Here is a 25729-nt window from a genome sequence, read left to right as displayed (position 1 = left end):
GTGCTCCGTCTCAGTCGTGGGTGTCCGGTTCCAGCGTGGCACTGGTCGGTGGGACTGTCGAGGATTAGAGGCGAGGGTGAGTGGAATGGCCGTGTTCCGCAAGTTGGCGGAACACGCAAAGCGTGTGCTCCTGGGATCAATTCACCTTCTCGAGGCGAAATAGTAACGACCATCGTCTGGAGATTATGTGCTTCCAAGGTGTAGCCGAGAAACTTGCTGAAGAGCGGCTAGTCGCCTCAATTGCGCCGGCGAGGAATGTTCGCCAACAGAGCATTGGTGAGTAATTTGACATCGTTAGGGGTGTTTTGCAATCCGTTCCAACGTCGTTGATCGTCGGGTGCGAGGTCCCAAGTGCCACTACACCAAGCGGTGATGTCAGATAGAACCGACAGGTGCAAGTCAAGGCCCGCAGTCGGCAGCGCGTCCGCCACGTAGCCTTCAGTCAAAGCGTCCATGACGTATCCCAAGGCTTGGATCCCAACGCCATGAGTCAACCGTGATTTCCGCGGAACCAACTTCCACTCAATAGGCCACGTCGCTTCGACCAGGTTCCAGAAGATTTTTAGATGCAGGACCATCTGCTCGATCTCGCCCGAGCCGTCGTCGGGATCGCGGTATTGGTATAACGCACCGTCGTATAGGCTGTTCTCGATCATCTTGAGAACGCTGTTGTCCTTTATGTACCCGTCCGGCGAGGTCGGCGTCGCGATCGCGCCCCGGAACGGACTGTCCGAATCGATATTGAGTCTTGTCATGACCTCGGCTGGCAACTTCCGTCGTGCGAACTTCGGCGGCAGGTAACCGGCTGAGTCTGGGAGCAATTCGTGAATGAGGCCCTTGGGCAACGGTTTCGTATTGTTAACCAGGATGAACTGAGATCGCTGTTCGTCTGCTCCTGATGCGATGAATGCAACTGCAGCGACGGGAAATTCGGTGACGTTTGCATCGCGAATCGCTGCCACTCTTTGTTGGCCGTCGACGAGGAGGGCGGGCTTGTCAGCATCGGCCAGAGTCTCGTCCACCGGAATCACCAATTCGCCCATCGTTGAGTAGACGACAGGGCTTCGCCTCTTGCCTGGCAAAAATCGCACGCGTTCATCGAAGGCCAGCACGACTGCATTGGGCAACATCGACTCAGGCGATTCGATGTATCGGCGAATTGCGCGGATGTGGCTCATAACCTCAGGCCGCTGGTAGCCGTCTAATGCGCCGTCTTTGGAGCGTTTCACACGCGAGACTGCTGTGAAGTCGAGGAGCCTCTTACCATCGATTGCGAAGCAATAGATTTGGCGATCACCCTGACGAACTTCGATTGCCGGCACCTTGAGCTCGTAATGATCAGCCACCTGCTGTTGCCCTTTCAACGAGTGCCGTCCGCGACGGCCGAAGCGTTCTCATTCTCTCCGCGAGTACCGACAAGTTGTGGAAGCCCCGCCGCTTGTTGCGCTCGCTGCCGCGGAAGATGGCCATCTCGATCCCATGCTTTTCGCAAAGCCCACACTTGCATGACTTCCACGGCGATGTGGTTAAGGTCTCGGTGTATAGGTCGCGGTACGACTTCTTGACGCCGATGATCCCTTCGTAAGCGATCACTGCGTCGAGCGTCTCAGCGAGTGACGCATCATCATGGTCGAACGCCCGAAGCGCTTGAAGGCTTTGTCTTTCGGCCTCGATTGCATGGCGCTGGGACACTCGGCCAGACAAAATTGCACGCTTGAGCGTCACGTTTCCGTCTATCTGCGGGACCTTGATTGCTGCGAACGTCCGACTTGCGGTGTGGTAGTTGTCGCGGTCGTCCATAAACGACTGTCGGAACGAAGAAGTACTGTCGAAACTTGTCACGCCAAGCGCGGCGAACTCAGGCATAGCCTCGAGCCGCGTAACGCCGAGAAGATGGAGTTCAGTGTCTCCATGGCGGATCTGGTCGATTTCTATCAAGCACGCCAAGATGTCAAGTGTCTTGAGAGGCACCATGCCACCCAAAGCAATTCGTGTGTATCCCATGTCCTGAAGATGGCGAACACTGTCGGCGTAGCTCGATGGATTCCAACCTTGTGCGGCACCCAACAACTGAAGTGAGGTACCTCTGTCTTCTGCGGCCGATTTGAATTTCTCAGCATATGTCAAAGAAATCTGACGGCGCTCGGCCCACTCACTCGGTGCGGCGCCTCCGGTCCGTTGGTAGCCGAGCACGATGTGGTCGACGCTTACCCCCGCTTCGAAGCCACACTGTTCGTAGAAGTCGAGGACCTCATGCACGGTGTACGGCGGCTCGGGCTCATTGACATATGTGAAGGCACCGCAATCCCCCAACGTCTCAACGCCGTCCGGCAGCCTGAAGAATCTTCGCACGCCGAGCCGATATAGCCGCTGACGCTGGGGCATGGAATACTTGCCGACCCCTTTGACGGACCCGTCGACGATCGCCTTCGACACGAGGATTCCGTCGTAGGCCGGTGCGGTGAGCACCTCGTGTGCGTAACGGTCGTCACGTTGCCGTACCCGCAACGGGGAGTGCTCGTCCTGAAGAAAGTCGTAGGTGGGGCTGACTTGATCTTGACTATCGGGGAAGTAGAACTTCATCACTGCTCCTTGCGAGCGTTGACGTAGGCGCGAGCAAGGAAGTTGGAAAGCGCCGAAATGTGTTTGGACACGTTCTGAAGTTCGTTCCACGGCAATCCGAGTTCGTCCCAAGAGCCATCTGTCCAATGGCAGCGAGGCGCAATCCTCGACAGTTCGACTCGGGTCTTGCCCAGAGCTTGTGGGTCTGTCATGTCGACGTGGACCATCACGCGGTCCATCAGTCGACTCATCGCTCGAATGCCTACACCGCCCATCAACTTCGACTCCGATGGAGGCTTTCCCCAAGCACCCGGGAACAGTTCTCTCACAGCACCCCAGTACGTGAGCAGGACATGCCGTATTCCGTCTGTGTCAGTTACTCCCGTCGCAATGTTTCGGTAAGGGAAGAGGACCCCAGACGGAGATTCGAGCGATTCCTTAAGGGCTTCAACCAGGCTGGTGTCTGTAACGACCGCGGCACGTCGGTCATCGGCCTCCGTCGATGCCCGCTTTATAAGACCGAAGAACGGCGAGGCCGGATCCTGGTTCAACATGTCAACGAGGGCCGACGGCATCTTGCGCTGCGAAAGTCGGGGCGAGGGAGCCGAGATTACCTCTGGAAGCAGTTCTGTCACCAGATTGCTGGGCAGCGGCGCCACGGTGTTCACCCGAAGGAATTGGTCGCGTTGGAGTTCCAACGTAGGCGCGACGAAGCCAGCCACCGGGACGGGAAGTCGACTGTTCGCTGTTCGAGCCAGCGCTATGCTGCGTTGCTGCCCATCGACGATCCACGCCGGTCTAGGGTCTGAATCGTTGACCGGAAGCGGTATTCGGATCGTGCCCGCGGTGGCGAGTCCATCGCGGGCAGCGCCCTTGGGGCCGCGACTCGAGAGGAATCGGACGGTGTCGGGTAGCGCGAGGATGAGGCCGTTCGGGAAAAGGACGTCACCGGAATTGAGGTAGTCGAGTATCTGCTTGACGTGATTTTTCCGCTCAGGCCGCTGATACCCAATCAATTTTCCGGCTTCATCGCGCGAGATTCGGGCTACGTCTGCGACCTCGCTCACTTCCTCAGCTGCCAGAAAGAAGAGATATAGCGGACTATGCGAGTTCTGCTCGACCTTCAAGGCGCGGCGTTCGATGAACGGTTCGTGCGACGTGGTCATCGTGTAGCCACCACATTACTAAACAGGGCTCCAAATCGCTTCTGCTCACACGCGATTCCTCTATCCCGGAGCATGCGCAGCGCCCGAGAAGCCGAGAGTTCGGGTGCACCGTCTATCAAGCCTCGAATCAGGTCGAGGAGTTCCGGGTCGCTTGCGGGAGTCCGCGCGTAGACCTCTGATCTGCGTGCCGTAGTCGCCCACGAAGTCCAGGCGGCCTGGTCGTCACTCGAGAAGAGTGCGCGATCCTTTCGTGCCGACAACCAACGTCGGGCCATGCGCAAGCTAAGGCTTGACACGGATCCTCCGAGGGTGGAACGCAGTTCACGATCTGCTGGTAACCGTTGAAGACCTTCGATGTTGCGCCATCCCCCTACGAGCAGGTGGTCCCCGCCCCGCTGTGCGATTCGAGCGAGATCTGAGTCCATCGCCCGGGCGTAGCTTTCGGAAAGCACCATCAGCAAAGGGCCGTTTGCGATGTCGTCCCACGGCGTGGTGTTCGGCATCTCCTTGAGCGCGGCCCACCAATCGGGAAGGCGTTTGATGTCGCGCACCACGGAGTCGTCCTTTCCGCTCGAGAAGGTGGCAGCGTACGACGGAGCCTGGTTCGTAACGTCGACGAGTCCCAAACCTGCCGAAGCAACGAGCATGCGGACTGCGACTGCGTGGCGCGTCGCGTCGGAGGCAAGACCCTTCGCCTGCAACCAGGCTTCCCCCTGGTAGAGATCGTTTAGCGACAGCTGGCCGGCGGTGCTCGCGATGCGACGCCTCCAGGTGGAGAGGCGAGTCGAGGTGTCACCCTCTGGCAAGGTCCGTATCCGGAGATCTGGCGAGGGCTGAAGGGATTTTCTATCGGTGCAGGTGACTACAATTGTCAGTTTCTGCACGATGGACCCTCTCGGTTTGCGGGAAACTACGCTGCGTTGGTGTCGTCTGGTTGGTGTAGTTTCAGATAATATAACCGAACAGTCCGACGCATCACCGGAGGTTTCAATGGGAAGTCCAGCGGTAGTACTGCTGAGTGGGGGCTTGGATTCGACGACGGTGTTGGCCATCGCGAAGGACCGAGGATACGAACCCTTCGCCCTGTCGTTTCGGTACGGGCAGCGTCATGCCGTCGAGTTGGAGGCCGCCCAACGGGTGGCGGCCGCCCTGGGGGTCTCGCGCCACGTCGTCGCCGACATCGATCTGCGCGTCTTCGGCGGTTCGGCCCTGACCGCCGACATCGAAGTGCCCAAGCACGACAGCAGTGCAGAACTGACGGCGGAAATTCCGACCACCTACGTGCCGGCGCGGAACACGATCTTCTTATCGTTCGCGCTTGCCTACGCTGAGACGGTTGGCGCTCAAGACATCTTCATCGGCGTGAACGCATTGGACTACTCCGGGTACCCCGATTGCAGGCCTGAGTACGTCAACGCCTTCGAGGCAATGGCCAACCTTGCGACGAAGGCCGGTGTCGGTGGGGCCAAGATGACCATCCATACTCCGCTTATTGACATGTCCAAGGCGGATATCGTGCGCACGGGTTCCGCTCTCGGTGTCGACTACGGCTTGACCTCTTCGTGTTACGACCCGACGACCGACGGCCACCCATGCGGGCACTGTGACTCATGTCTGTTGCGACTAAGAGGCTTTGAAGAGGCAGGACTTCGTGATCCGTTGATCTATTGGGCCGCGTAATGCCCTACAACGTCAAAGAGATTTTTTACACGCTTCAGGGCGAAGGTCTGCACACCGGCCGACCGGCGGTCTTTTGTCGCTTCGCGAGTTGCAACCTGTGGACTGGCAGGGAGGAAGACCGGGGGCGTGCAATCTGCCAGTTCTGCGACACCGACTTCGTCGGTACCGACGGCGTGGGTGGAGGACGCTTTCACACCGCCGAGGAACTCGCGACTGCCGTCGCAAGCACGTGGCCGGAGGCCGGCCACGACGACCGCATGGTCGTGTGCACCGGTGGTGAACCATTGCTGCAACTCGACGCTGATCTGGTCGATGCGCTTCATGAGCAGGGTTTTTACATCGCAATCGAGACGAACGGAACGCGACTGGCGCCCGAAGGCGTCGATTGGATCTGTGTTAGTCCGAAGGTGGGGGCACAGCTAATTTTGACTTCAGGTGACGAATTCAAGCTGGTCTATCCGCAAGAAGGAGGTGACCCGGCGCAATTCGAACATCTTGATTTTGGGTCTTTCCGGCTCTCACCGATGGATGGGCCGAACGCCCGTGCGAACACTGCCGCGGTCGTTGACTACTGCCTGAAACGCCCGAAGTGGCGGTTGAATCTGCAAACCCACAAGTACCTAGGAATCCCGTGACTGAGACCGCTGAAGTCTTCTGTGAGTTCAAATTCGAAGCAGCTCACCGACTTCCGAACGTCCCCAGCGACCACAAGTGCTCGCGTCTACACGGTCATTCCTATCAGGTGCAGGTACACGTGAAGGGCCCAATCGAGGAGCGAGCGGGGTGGGTTGTCGACTTCGGCAACATCAAGGATGCGTGCAAGCCAGTCATCGGGCGTCTCGATCACTATTACCTCAACGACATCGAAGGACTGGAGAACCCGACCAGCGAGCGACTCGCAGCTTGGATCTGGAATGAGTTGGCGTCGTCGTTGCCCATGATGACTGCGGTGCAGGTCCGGGAAACATGCACCTCGGGATGCGTCTATCGTGGACCGCGTTTCGAACGGTGACCGATCTGCTGCCGGACGTGCAGGGTGCGCCGGATAGTCGGGGGATTGCTATCGACGAGGTCGGGGTTACCGGACTGCGGTATCCCCTGACATTCTCCGACGGAGTCATCGAGCAGTCGGGCATCGCCGAGTTCGAGATAACGGTTGGACTGCCGGCCGACCACCTTGGTACCCACATGAGTCGGATGGTCCAGGCTGTCGAGGCGCACCTCAGGACGGCCAATCCGTATGAACTCCATACGGCACTCAAAGGGGACTGCCCCCAGTTTGGTTGAACTCCTGACCTGTGAGGATTCGTCCTTGCTGGAAGGATCAATCTCCGGCCGACACCGGTTCCTGCCAAGTTCCGAGCCGACGTCATCGCCGTGGCCGGCAAGGGCGAGGCGCCGTTGCGCCAGATCGCGAAGGACTTCGGCATCTCGGAGGCCTGCCTGCTCCGCTGGCTCAAGATCGCTGACCTTGAGGACGGCCGAGGACAGACGGGGTCGTCACCGGCCGCCGACTAAATGGATGCGCAGTGCGCGAGGCGCATAAGCGGATCAAACTCCTCGAGCAAGAGGCCGAGGTCATGCGTCGAGCGGTCGGCCACCTGTCGCGGGACGCCAACCCAAAATGACTTACCCGCTGGTCCTCGACCCTGCCGCTTACGGGATCCCCGTCACGGTGACCAGCCGGGTCCTGCAATTCTCCACCCAGACGTTCTATAAATGGCGCAAAGCGCCGGTCTCTCAGCGGGATTGGGACGATGCGCATCTAATCTATGCGGCCGCGACATCGACGCCGATGAACCTGCATTCGGCTACCGATTCATCGCTGATGAGCTGCCCGCGCGCGGGATCACCGCCGGAGAGCCGTGCCTCACGGCTGTGCTCCCAGGAGCGGATCTAGTCGATCTTCGCCAACTGAACCGCCGATCCGGCCCACCGGTCCACGACGACCTCGTGCAATGCCAATTCGGCACCCAAACCGCCAACCAGGTCTTGTTGGCCGACATCACCGAACGCCGCACCGACGAAGGCAAACTCTACCTGTGCGCCACCAAGGACGTCTACTCCAACCGCATCGTCGGCTACTCAATCGACGCGCGCATGAAATCCACCCTCGCGGTGAGTGCCCTGGAGAATGCCGTGGCATTGAGCTCGCCGGTTGCGACGATCGTCCACACTGACAGGGGCAGCTAGTTTTGGTCCCGGAAGTTCCTCCAGGCGCTGTTCCACAGCGGTTTACGGTGATCGATGGGCTGTGTTGTGCCTACGGGGATATCGCCGCGATGGAGGCGTTCTGCGCCCTGCTCCAACGCAACGTCCTGGACCGCAGGCGCTGGTGCACCCGAGCCGAACTACGCCTGGCAATCGTGACCTGGATCGAGCGGACCTACCACCGCCGCCGGCGCCAACGCGCCCTCGGCAAGCTAACCCCGATAGAGTTCAAACTGCTCCACACACAAGTCGCAACCGCGGCCTGAACTTCATACCCCGCGAGTCAACTGAACCCGGGGCAGTGCCCGCGGCATGCGCCGCTACCTCGCGCGACGGCACTCGAGCCTTGTTCTGCGCTGTTCACCGGACTGACTAAACCTTAACAGGAATCCGACAACCCGACCCTACTGGACGCCCAGGGCGTCAAGATTAATAGGGACTCACCCCGTCGCGGCCCGCTGAATCTTCAACCGACGTCGAAAGTCCTCTATCTTGACGATATATCACTATCGAATTCAGTGCCGAGGTCGTCGCCTTATGTTGCTGACCACCACGTCGGGCGAGCCACAGCAGTCGAAATCGACACTCTGTCGGCAGCGCGGCGATCAACGCTTTGTTGAACCGTTCAGGACACAAGCGAGGCGCAAAGGGCGCGGTTCGTGAACACCCAGCTCGACTCGGTGTAGTTTGCGGGGGTAGGTCCAGGCTTTGCGGGGGGAGGCGTGTGCGACGGGGGCGGGGGTGCATGCAACAGTTGTGTGCGCAGACGGGACGAACCTATTGGGGCATCCGTGCCTGGCCGGCAACAAATAGTGACGCCGAAAAGGGGCGGAGTTGCAACGATGGGGTCAGATGTCGGCAAGCTTGTCTTTCACCCCGATGTTCCCGGTATCGCTCGCATAGGTGACATCAAAGACGGTGAAGTGCGTCTCGATCTCTTCGAGTCTGCTGCTCAACCGATCGTAGAGTCGCGATGGAAGCTGCTTAGCGAAGTCAACCGTGTACGGCTGTCTGCCGAGACGCGCGTTTTCTTCCAAGACCTCAACGGACATTGGCGCGCGGGTCGTATTTATGGTGGTGGACCGGACATTTACGGTGTCCGGCCGCCGAATTCCGACGTGGATATCCCGATTTCCGAAGATCGGCTTCGGGTGCGGTGGGATCGGCCGACGCAAGACCCCCTCCAGGTCCTTTTGACCGGAGCGAACGAGTCGCCGCGCTACCGCGATGTGCGTGAACCGGTTCGGCAACTGCTCTTGGCGGAACGGGCCGCAACTGCGTCGGCGACAGGCATCATGTCATCAGGTGTTCGACTACACGCGCATCAGATCACTGCCGCCTTGCGAATCATCCGAGACCCGGTGCAGCGTTACCTACTTGCCGACGAAGTGGGCATGGGCAAGACCATCCAGGCGGGCTTCGTAATGCGTCAACTGCTGCTCGACGAACCCGGCCGTAGAATCGGCATCCTCGCACCGGACGCATTGATGGCCCAGTGGCGTGCCGAATTGCTCACTAAGTTCTATTTGGACGATTTTAGATTGCCCGACGGCCGCCTGCCCTTCGATATCGTCGCGCACAACGACACCGATCGATGGGCTGACCTGTTCGGCGTCGACCTGTTGGTAGTCGACGAAGCCCACGTGTTCGCTCGGACGAGTGGCCCGCAGGATTCGCCTTATCAGGAGGTGGCGGCCCTCGCCCATGCGGCGCCACGGCTATTGATGTTGACTGCGACGCCGTTCGCGCGGAGTAGCACCAGCCACCTCGCACTGTTGCACTTGCTGGACCCTCAACTGTTTCGCTGGGAGAACCGGGAAGGGTTCGAGCGCTTACTCCTGGCCCGGCGAGAGTTGGCGCTAGCGATCTTTGGCCTCGATGAGGAGCCGGAAGCCGACCTCCCGGACTTGCTGCAGCTGCAATTCGACGAGATCCGAAAGATCATTCCCGACGACGAAATTCTCGCCGAGGCTATGGACCATGCAATGCAACTCTACGGGCCACCCGGTAGTGATCCCGAAACCGTCGATACAGCTGCACTACGACAGGCTGTCGCGACGGTGCGGACACACGTCTCCGAAACTTATCGATTGCACCATCGCGTCATCCGCAACCGCAGGCACGTCATCGACATGGAGCGACTCGACGACGAGGGTTTGCTGACCCCGTTCAACTTCGCGGGACGCGTACGGCCGGCAGTGCGTCGGCTCGACTCGCAGGAAGCAAACGCCGCCGCATCGGTGCTCGCACAGTGGGCCTCGCGCGTAGCGGCAGCGGTGCTCGACGATGAACTGGACCCGGCGGCCTACGGCCTGGCCCTCGGCGTGCTCATGTCACGAGTCGGCGGCCCAGCGCATGACCTGCTGGCCGCACTCGACTACCGAGTCAACGCCATCGACACGGATGTTCTGTTGCCCGAGGAGAAGGCGATTCTGAACGCCGCTCCTGCGGTTCAACTCGAAGAAAATGTCGTCGAGGTTCTCCGCGAATCAGCCGACACGGACGGACTCCCGTCCCTCGCCGGGAGCATAACGGCGGCACGTGCGAGTTCAGGGAGGGCGATCGTCTTCTGTGGACGCGGTACCCTTGCTTCCGAACTGGCTGCTCAGCTTAGGAGTGACGACCAGAAGGCCACCAAGGTCCATTCACACCTGAACAGTCAATCCGAGCAAGACCGCGAATACGCGGTCGCTGGCTGGCGTAGCGCCGGAGGCATCCTAGTCACCGACGATAGCGGCGACGTCGGACGCAATTTCCAGGACGCCACCTTGGTGATTCATGTCCGTGTCCCGTGGAATCCCAGTGCGCTGGAACAGCGAATCGGCCGTGTGGACCGTTACAGCGACCGTCGGACCGCTCAACAGATTGTGGTCGTCGACGCTGATCGGCAGGGCATTGTGACTGGCTGGCTGAAGTTGTTAGCCAATGCCTTTCGCATCTTTGATGAATCAATTTCGGCCATGCAAGAGGCCGTCGACGACCTGAATGGTGAGGTTTGGGCCGGTGGGCTAATGGATGGAGTCGAAGGATTCCACGCGCTGACCGAGTCGATCCAATCGGCACTCGCCCAGGAGAAGCGGCGAATCAATGAGGTTGACGCCCTGGAATCCAGTTACGGCACACAGGCAGACGGCGCAGCGATGGCGTTAGCCATCGCTCAGTACGAAGAACACACCGCGGAAATCGAGCGGGTCTTTCTCCAACTCATCGAAGGAAATGAAGGACTGCGACTCGACGGTCGCCGGAACAGTGATGGCAGCATCACTTTTGAACGCAAGCATCGGGCGGACCCGCTCGTTGGTGCCAGACTCTTGACGCGCCTGATGAAGGTTGAGGCCGCCCGCACCGGCTTCTTCGACCGCTGGAAACTGAGGCCGACGCGTCGACTGTTCCGCCGCGGGAACTCTTTTATCGACGGTATCGAGAGTCTGCTCGATTTGGACGATCGTGGCCAAGCTGTCGCCATGTGGCGTCTCAATCGGCGGTGGACGCAAGAACCACTGGTGTACTTCGGCTTTGACTTCCTCATTGAGGCTGATCTTGATCCGGTCCTCAAGGCGATCGGTGACCATCGTGAGATGGAACCGGTCGCGCGGCGGCGCGCCGATGCTGCGCTTCGTCCCATGCATCACCGGGTGTGGGTTCCAGTCAACTCGAATACTGCAGTGGTGGATTCGCAGTTCGAGCGCTACTTGTCCGAACCGCGTAGAGACCGTCGGGACACCAACCTCAACCCGCAGCGCATCGCTGCGTTGCACTCTCTGATAGGTGGTGGAGAGAACTTCGATTCGGTGGCGACGGGGTGCTACACGACGGCCCGTGCACACCTCGACGCTGTTTCGGATCTCGTCGCCGCCTCCCGGACAGCGGCAGAACAGGTGCGGTACGAAACCGATCGAGTCCTCGCGCAGAGTCGCGCACGATCCCGGGCAGCAGGCCTGGTCAGCGACCCCAAAGCTCTGGAAGCCGAGGTCGCGATAGATCGCGCAATCAAGGTCGCCGTCACAAAACCGTCGGTCCGGGTCAGCACGGTCAGTTGTGTCGTCATAGCGGCGCGGCCTTGGAGCGATTTTGTCTAGCGATGACCTCTCGGTAGTTCAGGCTGCACTGACAGCCTGGCCTGCATTCCTTATGTCACAAACTAAGTCGGATTGCAGCGACGCGTGCGGCCGACTTCTAGATGCGATGGCCGATCTTCAAACGGGAGACGCAGGTTGGCGCGACATTGCTGCGCTGATCCGCCAGGTCTTACTCATTTCCCAGATTACCTATGGCGGAACTCCCGAACTGGCCGTGCCGGTGGGACCGCCCTGGCCGACGGCGGAGCAGTGGAGCAAGGTGGTCTGTTTGTCGACACGTTTGGTCGATGGGCGTCTGTCCATTCGCGCCGTTGACTGGCAACCGACGAGCATCGAGGAGGGTTCGACTGCCGCGATCGAGCACGCGCGCGAGCAAGTCCGTGCCGTATACCGCGACGTTGTACTGGATACCGCGACGGAACTGCCCGCCGATCCGTTCTGGAAGCACGCTCATCAGTACGACACTTATCGCGGTGAAACGCAGCGGCAGGCGGCCCGCGCTGCGGTTCTCAACGAGAGCGGCGCACTGGCCATCGCGCTGCCGACCGGGCGCGGTAAGACCGCAGTAGCATGGTCGAAGGTTTTGCTCTCGACGCACGGCGTCACAATCGTGGTCGTACCGACCATTGTCCTGGCGCTCGATATGGAGCGCCGGACAGTTGAGGCTGCGCGGAGCCGAGGTCAAACGCTCAGCCCTATAGGTCGGTTCGCCTATGTCGGCAAACTTGGCGATGACATCAAGAAGGAATTGCGCGAACACGTTCGGTCTGGTTCGCAGCGCCTGCTGTACACCTCGCCGGAGGCGTTCGTGTCCGGGCTTGCCGCCGCCGTCCTCGACTGTGCCGAGGCCGGCAACCTACAGCAGATCGTCATTGACGAGGCGCATCTGGTCGACCAGTGGGGCTCCGACTTCCGATCAGAGTTCCAAACGATGCCCGGTCTGATCCGCGAGGCTCATGAGCGGGCACCTGAGAGCATGAAGCCTTCGGTCTTGCTGCTCAGTGCGACGCTTGCTCAGCAACCACTCGACCTGCTCACAAACCTGTTTTCAGTCGGTGACGACAAGGTCGAATTGGTCTGGGGTTCGGAGTTGCGGCCTGAGCCAGCCTTCTTTTTCGACTCGGCCCCCGACGAATCAGCACGAGTCGAAGCGGTACTGAACGCGGTCAGCAACTTGCCCCGCCCGCTGATCCTTTACACGTCCAAAGTTATCGACGCCGAGAACTGGGTCGCGTTGTTGCGCGCGGAGGGTCTACTCAGAGTCGGTTGCGTGACCGGCGAGTCCGCCGACTACGAACGCGAATTGGTTATGACACGTTGGCGCGGGCTGGCGACATCCGGGGAATCGACGAGTACGAGCCTGGACGTCGTCGTCGGCACCTCTGCGTTCGGTCTCGGACTGGATATGCCGAATGTTCGGACCGTGGTGCACGCCTGCCTACCAGAGACCATTGACCGGTATTACCAGGAAGTAGGACGGGCGGGTAGGGACCGCCGCCCGTCGGTCGCGTATCTCTGCAGCGTTCCAAATGACGAACACATCGCGACGAGCCTCAGTCAGGTGACCATGATCGGAGACGAACTGGGGTGGCTGCGCTGGCGGCGACTCCTGTCCTCGGGTACCGAAGTCCGTCCACTCCGATACCGCGTTCGCAAGAGCACCCTGCCGGAATACATGATCGAGGGATATCGACGTAGCGAACGATGGAATGTGCGCACACTGACATTGATGGCGCAGGCAGGAATTATCCGCTTGCGTGCACCTCAATGGGTACCGACGGCCGGGGCAGATCCCGACGCCGAGGCACAGGATCGCGAAGCGTTCTACGCGGACATCGACGATTTTCTCGAGTTCGAACTTCTCCGTGGCGACCTGCAGGGGCAGCAAGGTTGGAAACAGGCCCTGGGGCAAGTCCGGGAAACCGTCAATGCTGCACAGAAGCAATCCCTCAGCGCTCTGCGCAGCCTTGTGGCAGGTGCCGATTGTGTAGGACGCGTCATCGCTCGCCACTATCGCGTGGTCTACGACGGCGGGATACTGCTGACCGCGCCGGCTTGTCGCGGATGTCCTGCTTGCCGCCGTGATCCAGCCTCATCACCCGGGTTGCATCCCCAGGAGCCCAGTCCGCTTCTGCCGGCGCCGCGGGGTGCCGATGACCCTCTCGCCTCCTGGCGGGGAGATAGTCCTGGTCTGTTCATCAGGTACGAAGAAGGCCAGGATCCCGAACCCTTATTCGATCGACTGGCTCAGCGAAAGGTCAGTGTCTTCGCCGGACTGGCGCCGGCCGCAGCAGATAGGTTGCAACGCAACGTTTCACAGACGCCCATCATCCTGGACGACCCCGGTTCGCAACCCTGCCTCGCTGAAAATTACGCGGGAACGATTGCCTTCGTCCTATCGCATGCATCCCTTCAACCAGAGATTCGTGAGCGGCTTGGCCTCGGGTTGATCAGTTACGTCGTGGGTCCCGACTCGACCCCCGACCCCGATAAGCCCGGAAACCTGCTCCGTGACATCACCGGCCTGACCACCAGCGTTTCGATCGACGCACTTCTCGGGAGTATGTAGATGGACGTGCTCAACCCCAGTCCCGCGCTCTGCCTCCCGCAGGCAATGTGGCTGACCTATCGCACGATTATGAAAAATTCCGATCTCAGTGAGGAAGAAGTACTCGCGTGGGTCACACCGAACGCGATGCGAGCCAGCACACCGAGTGGTGGCGCGCACGCGATCCGAGCGCTGCGAGGACTGCGGGAATTCGGGCTTGTCCAACAAGGCAGTGACGGGTTGTACAACGCCGAGACAGTGAAGGGCGCGCCCGAGTTCATTCGTCGACTCCGGCGGCAACTTGTAATACCACCGGAGGCTCTGGAAAACGGGGCCCAAGGGGCGCCTGATCTGCGCCAAGGTCTGGTCTGGCTGATGCGGCAGTCACCGGCGATTCCCTTGAATTGGGAATACGTCCAGGCGCACAACTCAGTGCGGCTGTTCACCAACGACACACGATGGAATGCGTTCGCGGACTGGCCCAAAGCGCTTGGTCTCGGTCGGTCTGCGTTGACGGCAATGGCGACGGGACTCGGCCTCAGGGAAACCGGAGTGAAAATTGTCCCTAACCCCACCGAAGCAGTGGTTGACGTCATACGCCACCCGTCCGGAGAGCCACTCCCCGTCGGCGAGGAGATACCAGTGCAGCAATTGCTAACTTTTCTTCTAGACGAATTGCCTGTGCTGCCAGGTCATCCCAGTGCCGTGTACGACGGTATCGGCAACGACCCCGACAATGGTCTCCGAGCGCTGGGATTGGCATTGTCCAGCGCGGAAGAACGCAAAGTGCTGTCGCTGTTCTACCAATCCGATCCGTCCGGCGTGATGGCGCTACCGGACGCGCAAGACCACGGGCGCGACCGCTACGTATCGGCAGTAAGGATTCACGGATGACGACCGTGAGCGTTCCAGTCAACTACGTATGCTGGTCGGCAGACACCGTCACCGCGACCATCCCCACCGAGGCTGCCACACCCTCCAAAGCGGTGCTGCTGGCTACTCACTCCCCGTTGCGGATAACCCGACAACGTGGGGACGCCAGCGGTCGAGCGTCGGTTGAATACGTGACCGAAGAGCAGGTCCTCGAAGGGTTCCTCACGGCGTCACCGACCTATGGGGTACTCGTGGCGAGCGTACTGGGTGAATCCGGGGCGGGAAAGTCGCACCTGGTTCGTTGGATGGACGCCAACATCAGCCAGGAGCCTAATCGCCACGTCATTTACCTGCAGAAGACCGAGACCAGCCTGAAGGACGTTATCGAAAAGCTGTTGCTCGATCAGCACGATCCGGAGTTCGACGAGATCCGCCGCAAACTCTCTAGCCTCGGCACAGGCATGACGCTCGAGGAAATGGAGCAGAAGATCCTTGCCGAACTCGCGGAGGTGCTGCGAACGCGACCGGCCGATACTCCGCTCTCGAGGACGCTCGTGGGAGATAACGGACTGCGACTGTTCTTCCTCGACCCACTTTTCCGCAACCACCTGCTTCGGCCGAACTCGTTTGTCAAACGACGAGCAAAGTACTCGCTGTACGGCCGCGACGAGTCCGAACCCGACGTACCACTCGAGTTCACGATCGAGGAACTGCCGACCGACATCGGTGATTATGCCAATATCGCCGACGCTGCAGCGGCGACCCAGAAGATCTTCAGGCGACTCGCTGGGGCCCCACCTTTACAGGCGGAGGCGGTCCGGATACTCAACGACGTACTCGATGCCGCGGTGACGAAGGCGGCTAGCCTTAACGTGGGAGATGTCAGCCAGGCGTTCAAGCGGATTCGCGAGAAGTTCGTCGGTCATGAGATCGTGCTCTTGATCGAGGATGTGGCACTCATCCAGGGCGTCCGAAGAGACCTGCTCGATGCGATCATCGAGGTGGGTGAGATCCAGGGTGTTGAAAAATACGCCACCGTCCGGACGATGATGGCGGTTACGCCGGGCTATTACCGCGACTCGCTACCCGATACCTTTAGAAGGCGAGCCGAAGTCTCCTCTCCGACTTACAAAGTCGACGTGGAACTCGATGCCAAAGGGGTTGAGGAGCAGGTCTTCGTCGACTTTGTCGGCCGGTATCTCAACGCGGCCCGGGTCGGGAAAGCGAAGCTCGAGCAGTCGGCACCCGGCATCCCAAATGCCTGCGACGCATGCCAATTTCGAGCATCTTGCCATTCTGCGTTCGGCAACTCGGAGCAGGGTTACGGCCTCTACCCCTACAACAAGGCAGCCGTATTGCGCGCGGTGCGGGCGTGCGCCGAGAAGGACGGCGAACGAATTGTCTTCAACCCACGCAAGGTGCTCGGCCGAGCTGTCCGTGATGTTCTCACTGAAAACCTCGACACCATCCGCAACGGGGAGTTTCCCCCGGCGGCGTTTCTCGGCGCGGAATCGGCCAAGGTCGGCCTGTCGTACTTGTCGACACATATCAGGGAACGAATCGAGACAGACTATCCCGGGCCGGAAGCCGGCCGGCTCGAATCGCTCCTGACGTTCTGGGGACGAGCCGGGACCGAGCAGATCGACGGCGGAGTCCTAGCGGCGTTTTCTCACCCACCCATCCCCGGCGACCTCTCCGATCCGACACGGCGCGAAGAGAGAGACGACGGCCAACCGGACGACAAGCCGGGCGAGGGCGCGCTACCCAGGTCGTTGCAGAAGCAACTCGATGACATCGATGCCTGGTCCACCGGGAAGCCGCTCCTGCAAAACCTCGCACAAGACCTACGAACGATCGTCCGTGAGGCGCTGCTTGCAGGCATCGACTGGTTCGACATCGTCATCAAAGACCCCGACAAGCAAACGCTAGACAGGGCGGTGCCGAACACCTCTCGGACTGTCTCCATCGACGGCGCCAACGAGAACCTGGTGGGAGAACCGATCGTTCGACTGTCCTGCGACGCGCGCACCGCCACAATGTTCAAGGGCCTGGTCCTGATCAAAGCTGGACACTGGCAACGTGCGGGTGAAGCCCTGCCTCGCCTCGATGCGGTTGTCGGCGGGCACGTCGATGAAACAAAGCGTCGCATTCTCAGCTATTTGGCAGTCACGGATGAAGAACTAACGCAGGCGTCCGCATCTTTGATCCGCGGTGCTGCCGCCTGCGGCCAATTGCCAGCGAAAGCCAAGGACCTCGATTACATCAACGCGGCGCTCTGGCAGGACCCCAGCGGGCAACGCTCCGACAGTGCGGCGCGCGCACCCATTTGGCAGACGGCATACCACTCCTACGTTGCCGAACGTGGCGCGGTCGTCGCTTACCTACTTCGCGGAGTCGGAGCGGCCCAGGGCACGGGAGCGGTGCACGCTGTGGACAGTCTGCGCCTTACGGCGATAATCCGGAAAGCCAAGGCTCTCGCTGCGTCGGATGAGAGTCTCGCTGTACCGGCGTGGTGTGAGAAGTCGCACCGGAAACTCCGGGACCTGACCCGCGCCGCCAATGTACAGATCGATCACTGGCAGGGCTTGATCGATCGCATTCGCGTTTACCTTCCAGTGGGGGCTTCGTACAGCGAAACGGTGGACGCCATTGCGGACGCGACCAAGGCCGGACAGAGCCACGGTTTTGTGAAGGTTCACGATGATCTCTCCGCAGTCACCGCTCGCAACGATGCCGCGCGCACGTGGGATTCAGCCGCAATCACGGCTGTCGAGAGGTTGCTCGAGTCCGCCAGGACCCAAAGCGGGCTGCAGCGACTCAGCACACTCGGCACCGTTGCCGGCACGGACCTTCCCGCCATCGCGAACTACCTCGAGTACAGCTCACGGTGGGTTGAGTCAGGAATCGCCAGCGCTGAATCCGGCACTGGGACAGTGGCTGACATCGACGAGCAACTCAAAGCGACCGTGCTGAACTGGTTCGAGATTGTGGAGGAACCCGAGTCTCATGGCTGAGGAATCCATGCCCGCCGGTTTGGCGATTCGAGCGCGAAAGCTCGCTGCGCTCTCGCTCGCCAAGACCGAAGACGAGAAGGAGAATCAAGACCAGACTCAGGTCGAGACTGCTCTCGGAAAACTGAATACCGAAGTCGCCAAGCTTGACTCGATCTTGAAACTGCACCGCACCCTCGATAGGGCGGGCGTCCCCGTTCAACCGCTGAAGGACTTGGACAAGCCGGCGAGAAAATTGCGCGACCAGATTGACAGCATCGGCCGGCCGACTCTGCAGTTTCTGACAGCACGCGTCAGGGACGTGGCAACAGCGTGCACCGACATCGAAGCCGGCGACAAGGCGGCATGGCGCGAGTGGGCTGGGGCGTCCATCGCGCAGTTGCCCCACAGTCTTGTACCACGACTCGGCCTGGCCGACCGCGCGTACGTAACGAGCCGGATCGAAGAGCTGAGGAAGAATGCGGTTTCGCCCAGGCTGAGCTCGGGCGACGTCGTCATGTTCCTGACAACACTTCAATCGGTGCGCGACCGTCTCGGCGACGTGGAGGAGTCGAGCCTCGATGCAGTGCTTGCAAAGTTCGAGAATGGGCGCGTGCGACTCGCCGATCTCACCGACGACGAGTTGCGAATGTTGCGCGAAGACGGGTTGATGGCGGACCAGCTTTACCTCGAGCTTTCGTCGTGACCGGCGGCAGCTGGGCAGGAGTCCCAGACCTGTTGAGCCGACTCGAGGATCTAGAGCTCCCGCTGCTTTCCTGGGGCATCGTCGATGGCTTTCTCAGTCGGGTAGAGGTCGAGAAAGCAATAGGCGACCAACTCGACCTCGATGCGAAGAACCCGCACGCAGTCCTGCCGAGTATTGATGAATACCTGGACTACCTCTTGGACGCAGGTCTGCTGCACCGCTTACCCGAGGCGACACCGCGCTACCGCACCAGGCTAAGCGAGACGCTGCGATTGCTGCGCACCTTGCGCCAACTCTTTCCGCCCAATGACCCGAACGTCGCGGGCTGGTGGCGCAACTCAAACGCCCTGGTGGCTGACTACCGACTCCGCGTTGGGCCACGACGATATCCACGCCGCTCAATCGCGTCGGACGATGCCCTCCGCCTCCTATCCGAGGCCCCCGGGTGGACTCCGGTACACGCCGAGATGTTCACGCGCATCGTCGGGGGATCTCAACTGGCCCGGTTTCAGATTCAGGCCACCTTCTCCGTTCTTTCCGCGCTGGAAGATTCCGTTGTCTCTGCTCGAATCGTCACCGCAGGAACGGGTTCGGGCAAGACCCTCGCGTTCTACCTCCCCGCCGTTCTCGACATCGCCGCGACCGCGCACACACCCCGGACGGGCCCGCACACCCTGGCACTGTACCCACGCAACGAACTCCTCCGTGACCAAGCACGCGAGGCGCTGCGGACCATCGAGTTGGTAGGACCGCTAGGGGGCGACGGCTCTCGAATGGCGCGTATCGCGTTGCTGTACGGCGATACTCCGAAGGATTCGAATGCGATTGGTCGGAACAAGACGACCAAGTGGAAGCGCGACGGACAAGGTTGGGCATGCCCGTACTTTCCCTGTCCCACAACTGATTGTCTCGGCGCGATGGTGTGGTCGGACGCCGATCGCGCTGCGCAAATCGAGCGACTCGCGTGTTCCAGTTGTGGCTATACGACCAGGCCGGGCACCCTCGCGCTGACCCGCACCTCGATGGTCGAGAATCCGCCCGATATTCTCTTTAGTTCCACCGAGATGCTCAGTCAGCAGTCCACCGACCCGCGATTGGGGCGGCTATTGGGCTGGCAAGGCGCCAACGGCACGCGACTGGTCCTCCTCGACGAGGTTCACACGTACTCCGGAGTGCATGGGGCGCAAGTAGGGCTGATGCTGCGACGTTGGCGCTACGCGAACCGTCGCAGGGGAACGGCCAATCCGGTGATGGTGGGTCTGTCAGCTACCCTGCGCGATGCCCGCGACTTCTTCGCCGCCCTGACCGGGACTGACCGCAGCTTCGTCGAGGTAATTAGTCCTACCGCCGAAGATATGCGCCCTATCAGCCGCGAATACGGAATAGTCCTGCGCGGCGATCCGATCTCTGGCGCCTCGTTGCTGTCGACGACCATCCAGACGGCAATGTTGCTCGGCCGCGTCTTGGATAACAAGCCCGGGATCTATGGCTCCCGCGCTTTCGCCTTCACCGACAATCTGGACGTCATCAACCGTCTGTTTGACAACCTTCGCAGCGCCGAAGGCGTGCGTACCGGAAGGCGAGGGCGCGGCGACATCCTTGCCGACTTACGAAGCCCACAAGCGCCACAAGCTGGGGCCCGGTATGTCGAGGGACAGTCCTGGGACCTGCCCTCGAGGCTCCAACGCATGGATAGGGCTTTGCGGATCGCCCGAACATCCTCGCAGGACGTTGGCACCGACTCCAGTGCGGACATCATTACCGCCACCTCGTCGCTGGAGGTCGGATTCAACGACCCTCGCGTCGGAGCCGTTATCCAGCACAAGGCACCTCGCGACCTAGCCTCTTTCCTGCAACGTCGAGGCCGTGCCGGGCGCCAACTCGAGATGCGGCCGATCACCGTAGTTGTTCTGTCGGACTTCGGTCGAGACCGGATCGCCTATCAGACCTACGAGAAACTGCTGGACCCAGAAATCGACGCGCGATCGCTCCCGATCAACAACCGCTACGTGGTGAAAATGCAGTCCACGCACTCCCTGCTCGACTGGGTGGGCCGCAGGACTTCGGCGAATGTTCGAGCTATCCTCGCCCCACCGTGGACCGACTGGTCTGACCCCAAGACGAGCGATGTCGTCAGAGTGCTGCGTGAACTGTTGTCCAACACAGACGTTCAGCACGACCTGGCCGAGCACCTGCGACGATCCCTGATGCTGAGCACCGACGAGGTCCAGGCTGCGCTGTGGGAGGAACCCCGCGCGCTGCTTCTCTCGGTCGTGCCCACTGCGCTGCGTCGCCTGGAATCGGACTGGCAGACGTTGCCAGGTTCCCTCGATCCCGGCGCGCAGGAACGAACGCCCCTGCCCGAGTTCATGACTAAGGCCTTATTCAACTCCCTTAATGCTCCAGACGTTCAGTTCGAACTACCCGTCGACCTGGGTGATCAAGACGAGACCATGGGAGTGGCTCAAGCTCTTCGGGAGGCGGTGCCGGGCAGAGTCAGTCGCAGGTTTGGCTACGCGAGCGCTCGCGCACGTACTTGGCTGCCGGTCCCGCCGAGCCAGCAACTCGAACTCACCGACGTCGTGGCCCGAGGTCATAGGTTAGGCGTCTGGACGACCGCGGCGGGGCAGACCTTTGACGTCGTCCGCCCGCTCGCGATGCACCTGACATCGCCACCGCCAAACGTCGAAGACTCGTCCAACGCCACGCCTGCGTGGAAATCGGCGTTCATCTATGACCAGGCATCAATCTACGACGCGGGCGTTCCGACGCCGTCCGTATGGGCCGACTTCGTTCGAACCTGCGGCTTTGCCCTTCACATTGCAGGAGCACCGCTTACGGTCCGTCGCATGACGATCGGTTCCGACGGCGAATCGCTACTGGAAGATGGCACCCGGACGCCCGTCCATGTCCGATACGCGAATGGCGGAAGCCCAGCAGCGCTCGGCTTCGAGTTGGAGGTGGACGCGATGATCGTCACCGGCCGAATCGGTTCCTTCGCGGACCCGTTTCTCAAAGAATTTGCAGCTACGCCGCATTGGCGAACGCTCGTCTTCCGTCGCCGCGTCCTCGAGGACACGCGTCTGGACGACCTGGCCAATCTTTTCCAGCGAGAACGACTCGCCGAGATCTATTTGCACGCCTTCATCGCTCGCGGACTCGCTGGGGAAGACGTTGCCAGCGTTCCCGCATATCTGGCTGATGGAGGGTGGGCCACCGACCTCGCGCGGTTTCTTGCGATCGCCTACCGCGGCGATGATCACGGCGTCGCTGGCCAGGGGCGGACACTCGCCGATCTAACTGCCCTTTCAACGAATTCGACTGTACGCGCAGTGCTCGATGACCACGGTCGCCTGCTCGTGGAGCCCGATCCGCACGCGCGCACGGCTGATCTCCTTCACCGCGTATTTCTCGACACGTTGGCCAACGCCATTCTGGCTGCCGCTGAGGAGGCCCTTCCTGACGCAGAGGAATCCGACCTGGCGGTCGATGTCGAATTCGACACCGGAACATTCGAATACACGCTGATCGTGTCCGAGACATCACTAGGTGGTCTTGGTCTCGTCGAAGCCCTGCATCGCGATTACGCCGAGGATCCGCGTAGGTTCTGGGACTCGGTCGGGCGTGCTTCCGCTCCCACCGATGCCGAGGAGGTGGACAAGGCAATGCAAGAAGTGTTGATTCGCCTTCGCGATCCGGCAAGCCCCATCACACAGTCGGTCGCGAAGTTTCGTCGCGCGACCGGAGTTTCGGAGATGGACAGCGCGTTGGAGGGCCTATTGACCGCGTGGGCGGAATCGGACGGTCGTCCCGGACACTTATTGGTCTCGACCTTCGCTGCCCGACTGTTGCGCCCAGGATCGACGCCCGCCATCGACCACCTCCTCGCCGAGTTGGCCGAAGTCTGGACACAACGTGAGAGTCAGTTAGGGGTAGAGATCGACGCGCGTACTCTCGTATTCCATGCTGCTGAGGGCGATCTCGGCTTCAGTGTGGCTCCACTCACTGCCGATGCCGTATCCTCCCTGCTTTGGCTGCGTGGGCCACTGGCCCGCGCACCACGACTCCAGCACTGGCACCCATATCGTGACGACGTCGTAGTCGAACGCCTGATCTTGGAAGGCGTTGTCGCCGAACGACCGCCCGCAGTTGATGTGACACAGCCGAACTGGCTGCAGGAATATGTCGAAGCTTTGGAAACGGATGGCCGCGTAGTTCTCACCGCGCCGTACCAACATCGGGCGATACTGGCTGAGGGAATGCGACGAGCGATGGTCACCGCCGCCGAGCGAAACGGCCTGCGGGTCTTCGGGCGGGTCACCGGCATCCGCCAAAAGCGCGGGATACTGGAGGCGAGCCTTTCGCTTTCGGAGGCGCCGCAATGAGCAGCAAACGAACCGTTCGAACCCGACCCCGCACCGGCCTTGCCATCGGCGACATTCTCACCGCCGCACTTCTGTCCGAACTTTGTGCGCCCAGTCCGGAATTCTGGCTGGTGAGCGGATGGGTCAGTGACATTGTCGTCATCGACAATTCAATCCGCCAGTTCGACGCCATTCTCGGTGCCGATTCGCGAAGCACCCTCAGCCTGAGCGACGTCTTTGCGCTCCTTACCCAGCGCAACACGCATGTCCACGTTGCCGTCCGAGAGATTCCGCACAACCAACAGTTCGTCGATAGGCTGCGCCGCTCGTGTGTCCGCGAGTATCTGCACCTGTATTCCAGCAGCGACCTTCACGAGAAGATTCTGATCGGCTCAAACTGGACACTCAAAGGATCGATGAACTTCACATGGCACGGACTAGAACTCAACGAAGAAGCGATGGATTTTGAAGTCGACGCCGCCGACGCTGCACGCCAACGTCTCGAAGTCAGAACACGGTGGATCGGCACACAATCATGACTGGCTTGACGCCCGAGGTTTTCTTATCTCGCTTCTACTCGCCGACAAACACAATCTGGCCGAGGACCGACCCGCAACAACCGGCCCCCACTGCCTTGCAACCGTTTCTCGAAGTTCTGCAGACGCGCGGCGAGTGTCCGCTGGTGCTGCCTCGTCGTGAGAAGTCCTGGCCCGCGGCCGCATATTATGTCATTTGCTGGGACACCGCCCACGCCGGGCGCATACGCCCTCTGGTCGAGGCCGCGGTCGCGCACCATTGGTGCGCCTTCGACGGCAGGGTGGCGAACCTTCAGTCCAACGATCCAGTGGAAGCTTCGATCTTGGACTTCGTCGGTCCCGGCACTACATTCCTACTGCGACCGGACCCGCAGACCACGAAACAGGTTTACACCGCGATAAAGCGCTTGGTCGACTCCCTACTCGCACTGCCAATCCGCCGGCCGAACGTGGCTCGTCCGATCGGACGGATGCTGCGCGAGTTCGAGATGGCTCTCGCGAACGGTTCCGTAGATAGTTCGGCGAAGATTCTGCACGAGATCGAAACCTTGGGCGGCATCTCCCACGAGAACCTTGCCTACCTGCAGATCCGGCGACTCGCGCGACTCGGACAAGACTCCGCTCTCCTCACGCACGGCTCACTGCCGACGATTGTCTATTCGGAGCCGCCACTGTTGGTTCGTGAAGCTGTCCTGTCGGCCTGGGCTCGCATCAATCTGGAACTGCCGCTTACGAATTCGAACCTCGCTGACGCCGCCGACGCACTGAGCCGAGCCGACCCTGACGTGGCTCTGCTCGTCGACGCCGGGCTTCGCAAAGCAGACGATCCAGACGCCATCGCCGTCGGCGCAGTGGTCGCCGTCGCGCGCGGTGACGCGACCCTTGCGGCCGACCTGGTAGGAACTGGCGCCATCCCCACTGAGCTATTCGGGGAGTTGCTTCCTTCTCTCGAGGACGTCGGGACGGATGACCGGACTGCGAACGAGGAGACGGCGGCCGAGGTCGACGAACCGCCGACGCGGATCAACTCCTGGCTCACCTGGGTGCAGCGACTGGAGCAACTGCACGCGCCCGATTTGGATCTCGATCAGACGCGCGACTGGGCTCCGCCGTGGACAATTGACGCGGAGCTAGCCGACGCAATCGACGAACTACCCGAGACCGCGACTGACGCGCTGCTGAGCGGCGTGGCGGTATTCCTCGATGCCGATGATCCGAACCATCCGGCGGCGAAGACCGCCAAAGCGATGCTTAATCATTTCCTGATTTCCGAGCGCTTCGGTCCAATTGATCTCGGCGCAATGTGCGCCCTACTCGAAATTTTCCTGCGAGCCTCGCCGCCCATATCGCAGTACCGGAGTCTTCTCGATGATCTCCGGTCATACGCCCCCCAGTTTGTAGCACCCAACGCGGCAGGTCGGATCCTCGACATTGCCGATGTCGTCACCTCCGGTCCAATCGGCGAATCCGAGGCGCGCACATCATTTGTCGCCGCCTTGGTCTTGCCGCTTCACCACCTGCGACGCAAGCTGTCCCCGGCGCTGCGGCGTCTCGCTTCGCTCGTCACCGAGGACATTGGGCTTGAACTCTCCTGGGTCGAAAAGGACTCGGAACGCGACGAATTCGGCATCGAAGCACTTTCGGCCGATATCCTCATTTACAGCCTTGACGAAGGATGCCTCGCGCGGGTTGAGAAGGCCGCCAGACTTCAGTGGCCGTCAGTCAAGGTCCGCGCTTCCTTTGACAAGGTTGGTAATCCAGCGCTGCGGCAGCATGCCCGAAATGCCGACTTGATCGTCATTGCGACCCGACGCGCCGCACACGCAGCGACAGGCTTCATCACCGAGAATGCCGACAAAGCTCTTATCCGCTACGCGGATGGTTCCGGGTCGGCGTCGATGATGCGGGCGGTTGAATTGGGACTTTCTGAGATGTCCAGCTGAGTGGGTTGACTCGGAACATTGCTGAGATGTCCGGGACTTCGTCACGCTCATTTGGAGTTCTGATTATCGCG

The 25729-nt window shown here is 60.8% G+C and carries 16 protein-coding genes and 1 pseudogene; 13 read left to right on the top strand and 4 right to left on the bottom strand.

Annotated features, from left to right (window positions below):
- Positions 1 to 236 precede the first annotated feature (236 nt).
- Genes dbpB (AC30CM_RS00600) through AC30CM_RS00585 form a run of 4 tightly spaced genes read right to left on the bottom strand, consistent with a single transcriptional unit; the run spans position 237 to position 4612 of the window.
- Complete coding sequence (gene dbpB / locus AC30CM_RS00600) at positions 237 to 1346, bottom strand: DGQHR domain-containing protein DpdB (protein ID WP_490114866.1); 1110 nt, start codon at positions 1344 to 1346, stop codon at positions 237 to 239.
- On the bottom strand, positions 1339 to 2583 hold the full coding sequence (gene dpdA / locus AC30CM_RS00595) for a tRNA-guanine transglycosylase DpdA (protein ID WP_490114865.1): 1245 nt from the start codon (positions 2581 to 2583) through the stop codon (positions 1339 to 1341). Before dpdA ends, dbpB (AC30CM_RS00600) begins: the two co-directional genes overlap by 8 nt.
- Positions 2583 to 3728 carry a DGQHR domain-containing protein DpdB gene (gene dbpB, locus AC30CM_RS00590; RefSeq protein ID WP_490114864.1) on the bottom strand — a complete coding sequence of 382 codons (1146 nt, stop codon included), beginning with the start codon at positions 3726 to 3728 and terminating at the stop codon, positions 2583 to 2585. The genes dpdA and dbpB (AC30CM_RS00590) overlap by 1 nt, the downstream gene beginning before the upstream one ends.
- Positions 3725 to 4612, bottom strand: a complete 888-nt coding sequence (locus tag AC30CM_RS00585; protein WP_490114863.1) for a hypothetical protein — start codon at positions 4610 to 4612, stop codon at positions 3725 to 3727. Before AC30CM_RS00585 ends, dbpB (AC30CM_RS00590) begins: the two co-directional genes overlap by 4 nt.
- A 106-nt stretch (positions 4613 to 4718) precedes the next feature.
- Here AC30CM_RS00585 and queC point away from each other — a divergent pair, with 106 nt between their 5' ends.
- The 13 genes and pseudogenes from queC (at position 4719) to AC30CM_RS00520 (ending at position 25658) form a co-directional block, all read left to right on the top strand.
- A complete protein-coding gene (gene queC, locus AC30CM_RS00580) occupies positions 4719 to 5408 on the top strand; it encodes a 7-cyano-7-deazaguanine synthase QueC (protein WP_490114862.1) in 690 nt (229 codons plus the stop codon).
- Complete coding sequence (queE, locus tag AC30CM_RS00575; protein WP_490114861.1) at positions 5408 to 6043, top strand: 7-carboxy-7-deazaguanine synthase; 636 nt, start codon at positions 5408 to 5410, stop codon at positions 6041 to 6043. Before queC ends, queE begins: the two co-directional genes overlap by 1 nt.
- Positions 6040 to 6420: a 6-carboxytetrahydropterin synthase QueD gene (gene queD, locus AC30CM_RS00570; RefSeq protein ID WP_490114860.1), complete on the top strand. Its 381-nt coding sequence runs from the start codon at positions 6040 to 6042 to the stop codon at positions 6418 to 6420. The genes queE and queD overlap by 4 nt, the downstream gene beginning before the upstream one ends.
- Positions 6417 to 6695 carry a GTP cyclohydrolase, FolE2/MptA family gene (locus AC30CM_RS00565; protein WP_490114859.1) on the top strand — a complete coding sequence of 93 codons (279 nt, stop codon included), beginning with the start codon at positions 6417 to 6419 and terminating at the stop codon, positions 6693 to 6695. The genes queD and AC30CM_RS00565 overlap by 4 nt, the downstream gene beginning before the upstream one ends.
- Positions 6696 to 6731: 36 nt before the next feature.
- Positions 6732 to 7885: pseudogene (locus AC30CM_RS00560) on the top strand (IS3 family transposase).
- A 576-nt stretch (positions 7886 to 8461) separates the two neighbouring features.
- Positions 8462 to 11698, top strand: a complete 3237-nt coding sequence (gene dpdE / locus AC30CM_RS00555) for a protein DpdE (protein WP_490114858.1) — start codon at positions 8462 to 8464, stop codon at positions 11696 to 11698.
- A complete protein-coding gene (gene dpdF / locus AC30CM_RS00550; RefSeq protein ID WP_490114857.1) occupies positions 11691 to 14267 on the top strand; it encodes a protein DpdF in 2577 nt (858 codons plus the stop codon). The genes dpdE and dpdF overlap by 8 nt, the downstream gene beginning before the upstream one ends.
- Positions 14268 to 15140 carry a hypothetical protein gene (locus AC30CM_RS00545; protein ID WP_490114856.1) on the top strand — a complete coding sequence of 291 codons (873 nt, stop codon included), beginning with the start codon at positions 14268 to 14270 and terminating at the stop codon, positions 15138 to 15140. It abuts the gene before it with no gap.
- Complete coding sequence (dpdH, locus tag AC30CM_RS00540) at positions 15137 to 18133, top strand: protein DpdH (protein WP_490114855.1); 2997 nt, start codon at positions 15137 to 15139, stop codon at positions 18131 to 18133. The genes AC30CM_RS00545 and dpdH overlap by 4 nt, the downstream gene beginning before the upstream one ends.
- A complete protein-coding gene (locus AC30CM_RS00535) occupies positions 18126 to 18815 on the top strand; it encodes a hypothetical protein (protein ID WP_490114854.1) in 690 nt (229 codons plus the stop codon). The genes dpdH and AC30CM_RS00535 overlap by 8 nt, the downstream gene beginning before the upstream one ends.
- The gene (dpdJ, locus tag AC30CM_RS00530; RefSeq protein ID WP_490114853.1) at positions 18812 to 23200 is read left to right on the top strand and encodes a protein DpdJ; all 4389 of its coding nucleotides are present in this window, start codon (positions 18812 to 18814) and stop codon (positions 23198 to 23200) included. Before AC30CM_RS00535 ends, dpdJ begins: the two co-directional genes overlap by 4 nt.
- Positions 23197 to 23718 (top strand): phospholipase D-like domain-containing protein DpdK, encoded by a 522-nt coding sequence (gene dpdK, locus AC30CM_RS00525; RefSeq protein WP_490114852.1) that lies wholly within the window; start codon positions 23197 to 23199, stop codon positions 23716 to 23718. The genes dpdJ and dpdK overlap by 4 nt, the downstream gene beginning before the upstream one ends.
- A complete protein-coding gene (locus tag AC30CM_RS00520; RefSeq protein ID WP_490114851.1) occupies positions 23715 to 25658 on the top strand; it encodes a hypothetical protein in 1944 nt (647 codons plus the stop codon). Before dpdK ends, AC30CM_RS00520 begins: the two co-directional genes overlap by 4 nt.
- Positions 25659 to 25729 lie beyond the last annotated feature (71 nt).

This window comes from Mycobacterium sp. DHQP2018-32-09, from assembly GCF_058148405.1.
This window is presented reverse-complemented; position numbering and strand designations above follow the sequence as displayed.